This window comes from Clostridium sp. Marseille-Q5894, from assembly GCF_946902305.1.
Lineage (GTDB): Bacteria > Bacillota_I > Bacilli_A > Erysipelotrichales > Coprobacillaceae > Thomasclavelia.
In genome coordinates this window covers 39,030-53,017 of record NZ_CAMPPT010000010.1, presented here as the reverse complement: position 1 = coordinate 53,017, position 13,988 = coordinate 39,030, and the positions used below count along the sequence as shown (strand labels likewise).

General features: G+C 29.1%; 9 protein-coding genes. All 9 read right to left on the bottom strand.

Translation table 11 applies throughout. The features are described 5' to 3' along the window. Positions 1–95: 95 nt before the first annotated feature. The 9 genes from OC535_RS13335 to OC535_RS13295 all read right to left on the bottom strand — a co-directional run bounded on the left by OC535_RS13335 (position 96) and on the right by OC535_RS13295 (position 13,808). Entirely contained in the window at positions 96–5,120 is a 5,025-nt protein-coding gene (locus OC535_RS13335; RefSeq protein WP_498824039.1) for an alpha-N-acetylglucosaminidase TIM-barrel domain-containing protein, read from the bottom strand. A 477-nt stretch (positions 5,121–5,597) separates the two neighbouring features. After that, the gene (locus tag OC535_RS13330; protein WP_498824038.1) at positions 5,598–6,353 is read right to left on the bottom strand and encodes a prepilin peptidase; all 756 of its coding nucleotides are present in this window, start codon (positions 6,351–6,353) and stop codon (positions 5,598–5,600) included. Positions 6,354–6,493: 140 nt separating this feature from the next. Further along, positions 6,494–7,864 (bottom strand): sodium-dependent transporter, encoded by a 1,371-nt coding sequence (locus OC535_RS13325; RefSeq protein ID WP_024721094.1) that lies wholly within the window; start codon positions 7,862–7,864, stop codon positions 6,494–6,496. Between the two features lie 288 nt (positions 7,865–8,152). Then, entirely contained in the window at positions 8,153–8,572 is a 420-nt protein-coding gene (locus OC535_RS13320) for a hypothetical protein (RefSeq protein WP_024721093.1), read from the bottom strand. Continuing rightward, positions 8,569–10,077, bottom strand: a complete 1,509-nt coding sequence (locus OC535_RS13315; protein WP_498824048.1) for a Y-family DNA polymerase — start codon at positions 10,075–10,077, stop codon at positions 8,569–8,571. The genes OC535_RS13320 and OC535_RS13315 overlap by 4 nt, the downstream gene beginning before the upstream one ends. A gap of 80 nt (positions 10,078–10,157) precedes the next feature. Further along, positions 10,158–10,832, bottom strand: a complete 675-nt coding sequence (locus OC535_RS13310) for a LytR/AlgR family response regulator transcription factor (RefSeq protein ID WP_498824037.1) — start codon at positions 10,830–10,832, stop codon at positions 10,158–10,160. A gap of 403 nt (positions 10,833–11,235) precedes the next feature. Continuing rightward, the gene (locus tag OC535_RS13305; protein WP_498824036.1) at positions 11,236–12,246 is read right to left on the bottom strand and encodes a HipA domain-containing protein; all 1,011 of its coding nucleotides are present in this window, start codon (positions 12,244–12,246) and stop codon (positions 11,236–11,238) included. A gap of 252 nt (positions 12,247–12,498) precedes the next feature. After that, on the bottom strand, positions 12,499–13,182 hold the full coding sequence (locus tag OC535_RS13300; protein WP_498824035.1) for a Fic family protein: 684 nt from the start codon (positions 13,180–13,182) through the stop codon (positions 12,499–12,501). A 488-nt stretch (positions 13,183–13,670) separates the two neighbouring features. After that, entirely contained in the window at positions 13,671–13,808 is a 138-nt protein-coding gene (locus tag OC535_RS13295) for a hypothetical protein (protein ID WP_498824034.1), read from the bottom strand. Positions 13,809–13,988: the final 180 nt, after the last annotated feature.

Below are 13,988 nucleotides of genomic sequence, written 5' to 3'. Positions count from 1 at the left end.
ATTAATTTGATTCTTTTTTATCTTGTTGTAACATTATGACAAAATATTAAATAAGGGAATTATTGATGCAAAACATCAAAATTCCCTTTTTATCATTACTTATCTTTTTTTCTTAATAAACTTAATCCCGCAAAACTTAAAACTGATAAACTAGCAAAGATTCCAATTAAACCATTATCTCCAGTAGCTACACTTGCTGTTGCATCACTGGCTTTTACTGGATTACTTGCTTCAATCATTTCTAATCCAGCCATTGCTTTCGTTAATACTTCTTTAGCATTATCTACTTCTGCCTGGCTTGCTTCTGGATCATTGAATACTGCTTTAGCTTCATCTAAGGCTTTTGTCATCACTGACCATGTCTTAGCACTGTAATTTGTGGCATTTAATGTCTCAGCTTTATTGATCAACCCTTGTAATAGATCCTTATTTGGAATTAATCTTAAGTCTAAGTATGCTCTGATCAATGCTTCATATGCGGCATCTACCTCAGCTTGTGTTGCATCTGGATCATCTAATACGGCCTTAGCAGCTACCATTGGCTCAACTAATCCCGCTACACTGTTTTCAGTATATAGACTCTTATCTAAGCCATCTACTTTGTCATATGCTTCTTGTAATCTTGTTTTATCAGCTCTTAAGACTAAATTTCCAATTGCTTCTGTTAAGTTATTTAACGCTTCATTAACATCACTTTCTAAAGCATTTTCATCATTCATGACATCTCTAGCGGCTTCTATTGCTTCTTTAAATGCTGTCCATGAATCAGTCGTATAATTTCCTTCTTCATATTTTTCGGCTTCATTGATCAAGGCTTCTAAAGCACTCTTATCACCTTTTACAAATTCCAACATATGAATTGCATTAGCTAAACGATAGAAAGCACTGTCAACTGTAGTTTGGTCAGCACCAGTGTCTACTAAAACATCTGCTGCTTCAGTTAACGCAGTTTCAAATTCAGCTGCTACAGCTGGTACGACATTATCCAAAGCCCCTTGAGCTTTTAATATATTTGCTGTATCTACAGCTATTTGTAAGGCTGTTTTGCTTATTTCTATCTCATTACCATAAACCCTAATTTCCTTAATATGGAACGATTCATTTGCTGAATTATATTTACCACTTAATTTTAAATAACGTGCTTGTAAGCCATCATCATATGTGTAAGTATCACCTTCATTTGTCCCAATAGTTTGATCTGTTTTATGCTCAATTTGAATCCAATTTTCGCCATCGTTACTAATATAAAGATCATATAAATAATATCGATTTGCAACATATGGTAAAATATTTATTTTTTCAATTATATATGTTTTTTCCAAATCAATAATGATCCATGGGTCATTTGTTTCCCATTCGCCACCATCCCAATATGTATCAGGATTTCCATCATTTGCATGAGACGCATATCCACCACTTGAACCTGGCGAATTTCTTTCCTCATTTGCCCATATTTTCTTATCAAGTGCAATATTTCCTACATTCTCAGGACGTTCAATAATCACTGAACAATCACTTAATACTCTTTGAGCCACTTCATAGATTTGTTGCGGAGAATCATTTGCTTCTCTCGTATATTCAGGTGTATTCATCACCCATTCCCAATAAAAATGGAAATATTGTGATTGATTTAGTCGATCTACAGGTGTGCTATCAATCAAATATTGTTCTTCTTTATCTAAAAACGTTTGCCATCTTGCTTTATATACATCTATCATCATTCCTTGATAATTACGATATGCATAATCTGGTAGTGCACTTGCACTAGCTGCACCAGCCCAAGTAGTTATTAATGCCTTAGCATTCATTGGTAAAACATTTTTAGAAAAATCATCATCATTTTCAGCCCAATCTTCTGCTTTTCCGATCCATTCTCCAACTAATTGATCTACCTGGGTACCTTCTACTGCATCACATATATCAAAAGCATTTAAAAACTTTTCTTTTTCAATACGGAATTTTTCTAAGTTTTTTTCATTATATGCGGCAATAACATTATTGTATTGAGTAACTGCATAATTATTTACACATTGCCTCATAATTTCTGTCAAATCATACAAATATGCTTCACTTGAACTTAAAATATCAAAATCTTCTAATAAAAGCATTAAAGCTCGCTCAAGCTTTTCAGTATTATAACCAACAGATTGTGTACCTACATTTTCTGGTAATCGTGCCAATGTATATGTAGTATTCCCACTTCTTCGATATACCGATTCTTCTAATAGATCCCAAGCTTTTCTAGCACTTGTACTTTCACTACCGTATCGTCTAACTACATAATCATCTAACCAATCATCTATATCAACCGGTTCACTTTCCCAAGCCATATCCCAAATCAAATCATAAATAACTGGATTATCATATTGAGCTTCAGCAATGATACCAATTCCCTTCATATGCTCTGCCTGTTTATAAGCATTTGGAATATCATTGGCCATTTTAGCTAGCTGTCCATCCATAGATGGATTACCGCCATAATTTTCTAACATACACCATACCCAGTCTGTACCATTAAATTCTGGAGCATCTAACTCGGTACTGCCATAACTTGTTTTATCCCATTTAGGTGCTTCTAATCCTGTCAAATCAAGAATCATCACATGGTCTTGACGATATTCACCCATTCCATTTAATAAATCATTCGTTGGATTACTCCACCAGGCTTGTACCATCCATACTGCATCTTCATCATATTCCAACAATGAGTCAAGTACTTCTGAAGCAATCGTTGTATCAGATAAATCACTTGGTCGAATACCACCTTCATGGAATGGATCTGCAGCATAGTAATTACTAGTTTCACCAAAGGCCCATTCTTGTGCTTTGTAGAAAGTTGCAGCATATTCATCATAAAGTGCACCATCGGTACGAATCATGTCAGGACGATTTAAGCCACACCAGCCACCTTGTTTTAAAATTTCAACATCCGGCTGATGATTTGCAAAATCTGTAGGTATCATTCCTGCATATCCCTGCAAAACTGTATCGATTCCCAAAGAACGTTTCCAGCGCTGATTTTCTCGAGCCATCTCCAACCGTCCCTTTACCCAGCGATCAGATACCGGACCACCAAATATCTCAAGATTATCCATAAATTGCCAAGCATAATAAGAAGGTCCTGCTAACCAGTCTTTTGCTTCATCAAAAGAATAGTTATAATTCATTAAAAAGTTGATCCATACAGCTTCTTGACCAGCTAGATCAAGTACTACATTAACGCCATTTAGCGCTAACCAATCATATTCTTTTTGGAAATCTTCTGCTCCAAAAAATGCAAATGTATAATCCATTGTACAATAATTAAATGCATAACGAACTTTATAAGGTGTTGTTCTTCGTGTTGGCATAACCGCTACAATTGATTCAGGCATTTTATTTTGGATCGTTTGCTCAGAAATGTTTACATTACAATAATTTTTATAGTAATAATTTAACCCTGCTGAAAGCATTACACCTTCATTACCACTTATATGAACTTTACCGTTTTTCATTGTTAGTTCATAAAAATCATCTTCATTTTCTAAATTATCTACCAATTCAAAACTAAACCAGTCCCGATATTGACTACCCACAGTACGATCTATGATACCATATACATTTTCAATCGTTTCATCTTCTGTAATCAATGCAGCATACTCTGTTTCATTAAATGGTTTAATTTCTAAAATATCTTCAATTGATCCTGTTCGTAACTCGCCGGTATTTTCTCCAGTTGGCGTTCCAAAGGCTCTAATCTCACTAACTCGAGCACTACCTCCATCATTACAATACTCAAGATACAAACGAATAAAGCGATATGATTTATTTTTTAAGCCTTCTATAGCTGATAAATCAATAATATCACCATCTAATGTTGTCGATGTTTTATCTCTTTTTTGATAAAGTTCATCAAAAACAGAATAATCATTACTTCCGTATATCGTATAGTAATAATATCTACCTTCCTTTACAGGAAAATTAAGAATTAATTTATTTAAATCATACTCCTCCATCAAATCAACATCAATTGCTGCTGGATAAAATTCTCCAACATAATAAGTCGCATCAGAACCATCTGTCACTCTTTCTATTCCTTCATTTGAAACATGACATCTTGCTGGCTTTCCATAAGCAATATTATCCGGATACTTAGTATCAGAAGTAGCTGGTTCTGGTTCTTTATAATCTGGATCAGGATAACCCCAAGCTTCAAATTCTTTCATATGTACAGATGGATTTGCGGAATTATATGTCATTATAACCTGAATATAACGAATATTTGCTATTTCATCCAACTCATAAATTTCACCACTACTACTAGCTATGTTGTTATTATCCTTTTTAGCTAATAATTCATAATTTAATCCGTCCAAACTACCATAAATTTCGTAATGATAATATCTATTATCGCCATAATATGTTAAAGCTTTAAACCTAGAAATAAAATGACCTGTTCCTAAATCAATAATAAATTCTGCTGGTGCTGCGCCACCGTCCCAAAAGGCACCTGTAGCACCATCTGTTATAACTGCTCCATTAGTGCCAGCACTTACTTCAACCGGCTTATTTAATGCAACATTGGAAATTTCATTTTCATGATTTCCTACATTATCTACTGCATATATTTCAATTTCAGAAACAGCAGGCCAAATAGTTGTCCCTTCAAGTCTTTCTGTAATCGTTACTTTGATATCATCTGTTTTTACTGGTATATCAAAAACAAATTCTGTATCATAGGTATTTGTTTCTTCATTTAGATTTAATCCTTCATAAAATTCTATATATTCTTTTGTAACATTATCTAAATAAGAAAGCGTAAAACGAATTTTTTGGTTAACATCTCTTTGCTTTTCAAAATAAATTTTAACACTGTTAACATCATAAATCCCATCTAATTTAATTCCAGCACTAGCTGGACATGATGAACTAGCAGCAATCCAAAGATTACTAGTATTCCCGTCATTTAAAAAACTTGCTGGATTATTTTCTGAGTCAGCATAAGCTATACCATATTTTGCTACATTTACTAATTCTTCAGCAAAGACACTCGTGCCCATTTTAAAACAGCAGCTGATAGCAAGTAAAAAACTCAAAAAATATAATCCTATACATTTTAATTTAATTCTTATTTTTTTCATAATCTTCTCCTTTCGCATCATATTATCTATCTAAATGCCAAAAAATAATAATTAAGACCTCCTCTCTATTTTTTGTTTAGGCATTGTAAATCCACGTATATTTCCCTTTTAAAACGTACTAAAATATTTTAGTTTATTATAATAATATAATTAGTAACTACCACAAATAGATATGAAAATATCATCAAATATATAATTTTATTACGAAAAACCTAAAGATATGCTATTGAAATATTATGTTTATTATTTTTACGATCATGTGTATCATAAACACTGCTTAAAATAATGTAATTACTATCAAAAATATGATAATATTATCTTTATTTATTTATAGAAATCAAATATTTAAATTAATAATAGCAAATTTATAATTTATATTTATATTATATCATAAAAAAATAGTAAAATAATACAACTTATAGCAAAATAATACACATAAACTCATACTTATTTAAATTTATAAGCATAAATATATATTTATCTTTTATAAAAACTAAATAAGTACCAATTTGCCAATTCAGTTTTATACAACAGTACAATTATTATTCCCACTACAAGAAATAACCCAAAAGCGATATGCTCGCCTATTTTCACTTTATCTCTAAATAATAGATATCCAGCATATATTCCTCCGATAATAAATGCAATAAAAACAGCAAAAATATTACCTTTCCAGCCTAAGAGCATTCCTGAAACAGTTACTAATTGAATATCCCCAAAGCCAAAACTATCAGGAATAATTAAATTAATCATAATCATCGGTATGCTTATACATAACATTCCTGCTAAAAGATCACCAGGATTCATTTGCATGATCAACTGATAAACAATTACTAATATAAACAAAAATAAAATTGTGGATAAATAAATATTCATTGTTTGCTGATCAATAACTGCAATTACAACTAATCCCATTATAATAAAAAACACAATTATCATTTCTACTGTCAATTTCAACTGTTGAAAACACAAAAGCAATAATAAACCTCCTAAACATTCAAATAAAAAATGATTTTTGGATATTCGTTCATTGCAATAACGGCATCTTCCTTTTAAAAAAAGATAACTAATCAATGGCAATAAATCATACCAATGAAGAGTATGATGACACTTTTCACAATAACTCCTTCCTTTTAAAATTGAAATATTTTTAGGCAAGCGGTAAATTACAGCATTTGCAAAACTAGCTACACAACTCCCTACAACAAATAAATAAAAATAAATTAATTTCAAGACTTTTTCCTCCCTTTAAAATTATTAACTTATTATTATTTACTCCATAATTTTTTCAATTACTTCTAAATTTTCTATAAAAAAATAGTAATTCAAAATATTACATTTCAAATTACTATCATCTAAGATAAATTGTTTAATTACATAAATAATTTTTCCCATAATCCAAATAAAAATATAAAAATCACGATCAATGGTAAAATCCAACTAACATAAAATCTAGCTCTTTCAGGAAAGCTCAAGCCTTCACCTGCATTAGCTTCAGTTATAAAATTCTTCCATCCCCAACCTGATTTTCGTGTACAAAAGAATAAAAATACTAATGATCCTAGTGGCATAATTACATTAGAAACTAAAAAGTCTAATAAATCCAACACCGCACTTCCTGCTCCTAAAGGCTGAAATCCAGATAAAATACTAAATCCAATGGCACATGGAATACTACCAATAACAATAATAATAAAATTTAAAATAACACTCTTTTTTCTTGACCATTGAAATAGATCGATCGTAAAAGAAACAATATTTTCAAAAACAGCAATGATCGTTGATAATGCCGCAAAATTCATAAAAACAAAAAATAATGTTCCCCAAATTTGTCCACCATCCATGGCATTAAAAATATTTGGTAATGTAACAAATACTAAACCAGGTCCACTACCAGCATCAACGTTAAATGACATACATGCTGGAAATATGATCAATCCTGCCATAACTGCTACAAAAGTATCTAATATCAACACTCTTAAGCCTTCACCAGTCAATGAATGTTTCTTATCGATATAACTACCAAAAATAGCCATACCACCCATACCGATACTCAAAGTAAAAAATGCTTGACCCATAGCTCCATAAATAGCATTAAAGATTCCATTTTCTTTTAAAACATTAAAATCCGGGATCAAATAAAACTCAACACCCTTCATAGCATCATCTAAACTTAATGATTTTACAACTAATAAAATCATTACACCAAGCAATAATCCCATCATTACCTTAGTTACTTTTTCAACACCGCGCTGTAATCCAACAGCACAGATCCCACAGCCAATAATAACGATCAATATCATCCAAAAAACACTAGCAGCTGGATCTGCTTGTAAAGTTGTAAAAACATTACCTACTTCATTTGGTGACAAACCAATAAAATCTCCTTTTAACATTTTTACAAAATAAGCTAGCATCCACCCTGCAATAGTCGTATAAAACATTACTAATAAATAATTTCCTGCCATGGCAACATATGAAAATAAATGCCATTTTTGTCCCTTTTTCTCTAACACGTGAAAGCTTTGTGCAACACTTTTCTGAGATCCCCGACCAACTGAATATTCCATAACAATAATTGGCAGGCCTAAAATAATTAAAAAGAACAAATAAACTAATACAAATGCTCCTCCACCATATTTACCTACCATATATGGAAACCGCCAAATATTTCCTAAACCAATTGCACAACCCGCGGATAATAAAATAAATCCTAAACGTGAAGATAATTTTTCTCTTTTCATAAATTGTCTCCTTCTTAATTGGTAACTTTATTGTAAAGGATATTATTACTACCGTCAATCAATAAGAAAAAAATGTATCGAAATAAACACATTTAGCATAAATCAACTTTTATTTAAGTAATATCAATAATTCCATTTCATAATAAATCAAAACTAAACTATTTTTATCAAAATCATGTATTATTGATTGCAAAAATTTAAGGATACTAAATATAAGTATCCTTGCTATACAAAATTTGAGCATTCATCTTAAATCGATTAAATTAAAATTAATAAAAAATATACTTCTTAATCCTTAGTTCTAATATCATCAATACTATAAATATCTTCAAATAAAATCTTTATATCATTTTCTAAGATAAGCAATCGTTTATAATCGTTAATTTTTATAACTCTATTACAACCGGTTATATAAGCACCACCGGTTTTTTTATGATCCTGTTGAAAATAAGTAATAGTTATTTCTGGATGTTCTTCAATATATTCTTTGATATAGTTTAGCTGATTATTAATAATAACTATTTGGCTTTCATCTAAATCTAATTTCTGATCAACAAGTCTAGCAGTTTCTTTCACAGCTTCGCTATGCCCAGTTAAAGCTGCAAATGGTGAAAATTGAGCAGCTCGCTCATTCATTGTCATTTTTGGATGAATTTTTGATACATGATGAGGAAGATCAATAATATCACTATAATCTTTTTTTATCATGCTTTATGTCCCCCTATTTGCTTATTTCTATCTATAGTCGTTGCATCTTCTTCAAGATCCATCCCTTTTAAAACACTATTTTTCCCAAATCTCTTTTTAATTTTTATAATAGCTTTTTGCAATTGCTGTTCTTCCTCGAGTTTTACTTTTTCTTTTTCTATTTTTTCTTTATTAATATCAGAATATGAAAAAATATCTAACTGTTCATGAAATTCTTTATTTTCAACAGATTTACTATCAACAAGATGATTTGCTGAAATATTTATTCTTCTTATAAGTAAACTACTATCAATAATACGATCATATAACTTTAAAACAGCTTCTGTTATTAACTTCGTCGATGAAGTTGGAAACTTTAAATTAGCAGTTCCATGCCCATGTTTAGGTAATTTTCTACCATAGCGATCAGTCCCAATTTCACCACGATATGATTCTTTTGTAAGATTTTTAATATCATAGCCAACAGTTAAAACAATTTGATCCGTAACTAGATTTTTATCTACTAAATCTAAAGCTAGCAAATCAATCATTTCTTTAACGACCAGCCTTGCTCTATCATAAGTGTACGGTTCATGTAAGACCTGACCAGAGCCGATACTTTTATCTTGCGGTTTATAAGCTTTAACATCTTTAATAGTACATGATTCATAACCCCAAGCATGATCAATTAGTAATTCAGCATTGACACCAAACATTTTATACAATAATTCTTCATTATAATAATCTTTTTCATCACCTAATGAACATCTTGCAATATCGCCCATAGTATATAATTGTTCCTTTTCCAACCTTTGGGCATAGCCTTTACCAACTCGCCAAAAATCAGTAATTGGTCGATGATTCCATAATAATTTTCGATAAGACATCTCATCAAGTTCAGCAATTCTTACTCCATCTTTATCAGGCATCGTATGTTTAGCTACAATATCCATAGCCACTTTACATAAATACATATTAGTTCCTATACCAGCAGCAGCTGTAATACCTGTTGTTATCAAAACATCTTTAATAATTGTTTTTGCTAATTCATGGGCTGTCATTTTATATGTTTTTAAATAACTTGTTGCATCGATAAAAACTTCGTCAATAGAATAAACATGAATATCTTCTGGAGCAATATATTTTAAATAAACATCATAAATTTTAGTACTATACTCAATGTAATATGCCATTCTTGGTACTGCTGCTATAAATGATACAGAAAGATTAGGATCTTGTTTTAATTTTTCATCATCAAATGATTTAGCAGTTAGTTTTCTTCTAACTTTTCTTTGTCTTTGATAATTAACTTCTTTAACTTTTTGAATGACTTCAAAAAGTCTAGCACGTCCTGAAATGCCATAAGCTTTTAATGAAGGAGAAACAGCAAGACAAATCGTTTTTTCTGTTCGACTAGCATCAGCGACAACAAGATTTGTTGTTAAAGGATTTAAGTGGCGCTCAACACATTCAACTGATGCATAAAATGATTTTAAATCAATTGCAATATAAATACGATCATCCATCATTTATATCCTCCTTCCTTAATTTATTTATATTTTAACAATAATCAATAGTCTTTTCATTATTAAAAATAACATATATTTTACTCAAATCTATATTTTCTATATTCTTTAAATACCTCATCACGATATGCTTTACTAACAGGAATAATGATATTATTTTCTAAAAACACCTGTTTATCATCAATGCCTTTAATATACTTAACATTTATCATGTATAATAAATGACATCTAACAAAATTATACTTTTTTAATTCCGTATTAATTAAAGAAAAATTGTTTTTTTTCTTATATTTTTTATTATCTTTTGTATAGTAATAAGCATGATTCAATCTTAATTTTATATACATAACATCAGTTATCTTGCCTAATTTATCATCAATTATAATTTCTGATCTTTTCCCTTCATTTTTTTGCTTAAGTTCTTTTATACATTTTGCTAGATCATCCTCTAAATCCATTTTTGTGATATAATATACAGGATATTTAATATAAACAAAGTAGTCAAATCCATCATATGGCGAAATAAAAACAACATCTAATTTATCATCTTCCTGATCACGATATTCATTAATAAGAGCAACACCATCTTTACCATTTAATTCCATAGCTAAAAAAAGAATTTCTATGTCGTTATTAACTAAAAATTCATAATCAAAATCCGTTAATATTTTTATCTTATTACTATCATAATATCTTAATAATTTATGTTTCAAAATAGTTGCAAATTGATAATCATCATCAATTACTAGAATCAAAAAAATTCATCCTTTCTTTTATTTCAAAAAAATAAAATTATACTCAACTATATTTTTAACAAATCAAATATAATTATCCTAAAACTTTGAATTTTTTGATTATGCTACGATAATATTATAGATATTAAAAAACTTTTTATATTTATTCATTGATTTCTACTACTGCAACAAATATATTTATCAATATCAAAAGATCAATAACAAGGTAGCAAAGAATATTGATTTTCATCTGCTGATTGTAAATAGCTATCATTAAGATGTTGGCACTTTTAGCATAAACTTATTAAATAATAATTTGCTCAAATTCAAACAAAAAGACTTAGAACTTAATCATTTCATTAATTCTAAGTCTTTTATATTTATTTCCACACAATATTATTTTATTGATCTTACTGAAAAATCATTAATCCAGAAAACTCCTAGCCTGTTTTTGAATCATTTTTTCTAATTGTTTTAATCGTTTATTTGGTAATTCATATCTTACTTTCCTTTCAAAATGAAAATCCAAAAGTTTTCTTACCTTATCTTTTTGTCTATGTGACATTAATGGTTTTACAAATTCTATAAATTCAGTATACGTTGCTGGTTGACGTGTTTCAATGTATCGGCTTTCTTCATCAAAATCACTCTCCATTGCATAACATAATAATGACAAACCGTTATCAAATATTGGTGCAGGAGCAATGATTTTATTTGTATGATTATCTATTAACAATCCAAAGATTCCAAAATGATGATCTTCATTCAAAATAATTGCATCAAAAACCAATATATCAATAAATTCTTGATAATATTCTTCACCTAATTCTCTATAAAATTCTAAAACAGCTTCTATTCCCCCTGTTCTTATTAATCTACCAATAGGAATAAATGATTGATTCAAACTTGTAAATAACTCACAAGTTGAACATAGTTTTCCTTTCCATTTTGATAGATCATATGGAACATAATGAAGTTCCATTACCTTGGCAATTTGACTTGCATAATATTCTGAATATGACTCTAAACCACTATTTGCAAAACCTTCTATTCCACTTTTATAAAGTAAAATTCTCCCTTTTATTCTGCGCCATGATTTTGCTAACATCCCGTTTGTTGTAAACTCTGGTGAAGAACAAAATGTACTTCTTGTATAACTTCCATATCCAGTAAAAGCAATAGAAGCTATATTTGTATTAAATGAATTCATGTATAAATTTTTGTCTTTAAATAAATCTTTGCAATCAGCTTTAACCACCCAATAACAATCATTTAAAGATAATCCTTGACAAATATCTATAATACCTTTCGTATCTTTTTCATTTAATCCTAATCTTGATAAGAAATTTGACACATAAGCTCTATTTCTAGAAACTGTTCTATTTTTTAACCATTTTACCAAAGATTCGTTCGTAAGATCTAAATCTAATGGCAATAGATACTTTTTTTCTTCATTAACAGATTGAATTTGAACAGTTAATCAATTTATTGTATTTTCCATAGAAAAATACAATAAATTGTTTTAATATATAATCCATGGAAAACACCCTCTTTCTCATTTTATTAAAAACGCTTTTCAAAATAAATATTTTTGAAAAACGTACTCTTTTTTATTGGTGGAGCAACAAAACTTATAGAGAACATATCATAATTTTATATATTGATACAAATACTCTATATTTATTAACTACATTTGACTGAAATCACTTATTCGTTCTATTTCCTCTTTTTGCAATTCTTCAAATAATTGAGACAATAAATCAATACTATCATTTTCCATATAATCTAAATATTCTTTTCTTTTTGAAATAGGTACAACGATTGGACACTGATTTTTAATTAATAATAAATAATTAATCAAAAGTCTTCCTGTTCTTCCATTTCCATCGGGGAATGGATGAATATTTTCATATTGAATATGCATTTTTGCAATATCAGTTATTGTTATATCTTTTTCTACTAATTCATTATATTCTAAAATAAATTTACTCATGTAATCATTTAATTCATTTGGATAAGGAAACTTTTTTTGAGATCCAATAATACGTATAGGACCTAATCTATATCCTCCAGTATAGATTATATTTTCATTAATGATTTGATTGATTTGAACAAGTAAATCATGCGATAATCGTTCTTTATCTGTTATTTTATCTAAAAGAATTGTTAATATTTTCTTATGATTAATTGCTTCATAAATCTCCCTAGGTGATGCGTTTTTAATATTACAATGTTGACTATCAAATAATAGAGCATAGGTTTCATGCATACTTAAAGTACTCCCTTCAATTGCATTACTATGATAAGTACTTCTTGTAATAAAATCTTCAAAATAATTTTGATTTGTTTTTATAAAATCTAAATAATTCATATGCTCACCTCTTTCTCATTTTATTTAAAACGCTTTTCATACGAATATGAAAAACGTACATCTTTACATCGATGGAGGTGAATCTATCCTAAACAAATTCACAAATCCACTATAAAAAACATTAAAATCAATATATTGATTTTCTTAACTATATTATATTCAATTTACAATTCGATTACAATATACATATATTCTTCTTAAATTCCTTCTTTTAATCTTTTGCTTAAATCAGAAGAACTATATAATACTCTAATTACATAAACGCAATCATCTTTAATTGTATAAAAGATAGAATAATTATCCACTAATAATTACCTTATTTCTAAAGAATTTTTAGAATCAAATTCTAATGATCTATTGCGTTCAGTAAACACATATAATTTTTCAATTCCACTTGCAATCCTATTATATTGTTTCAAAGCAGTATTTGGCAATTGTAAATTCTCTGATATATAATGATATATCTGTTCCATATCATCTAATGCTTCTTATAACTGAGAGCGTATTTCTTGAATAGTCATCTCATCTGTATTAATTGAAGCAGGAGCTTTTGGCAAAGTTACTGGAAATGGTATACCACCTGTTAATGAAATTTGTTTCAAATAAATATTTATTGCTGTAGACATAGGTATACCTAATTGAGATAATACTTTTTCTGCACTTTTTTAACTTCTGGATTAACTCTTAAATTCAATGTCATTGTTTTTTCCATTTTATCGTCCCCTTTTATATAATTGTAACGTAAACGTAGTTACAATTTAATAGTAGGTTGACTATACAAAATTTTACAACTATTTTATATATTT

What these genes read in the sequence shown, in the direction of transcription:
- OC535_RS13335 (WP_498824039.1), bottom strand. Translation starts at nt 5,120, where the DNA reads ATGAAAAAAATAAGAATTAAATTAAAATGTATAGGATTATATTTTTTG.
- OC535_RS13325 (WP_024721094.1), bottom strand. Translation starts at nt 7,864, where the DNA reads ATGAAAAGAGAAAAATTATCTTCACGTTTAGGATTTATTTTATTATCC.
- OC535_RS13320 (WP_024721093.1), bottom strand. Translation starts at nt 8,572, where the DNA reads ATGATAAAAAAAGATTATAGTGATATTATTGATCTTCCTCATCATGTA.
- OC535_RS13315 (WP_498824048.1), bottom strand. Translation starts at nt 10,077, where the DNA reads ATGGATGATCGTATTTATATTGCAATTGATTTAAAATCATTTTATGCA.
- OC535_RS13300 (WP_498824035.1), bottom strand. Translation starts at nt 13,182, where the DNA reads ATGAATTATTTAGATTTTATAAAAACAAATCAAAATTATTTTGAAGAT.
- OC535_RS13295 (WP_498824034.1), bottom strand. Translation starts at nt 13,808, where the DNA reads ATGTCTACAGCAATAAATATTTATTTGAAACAAATTTCATTAACAGGT.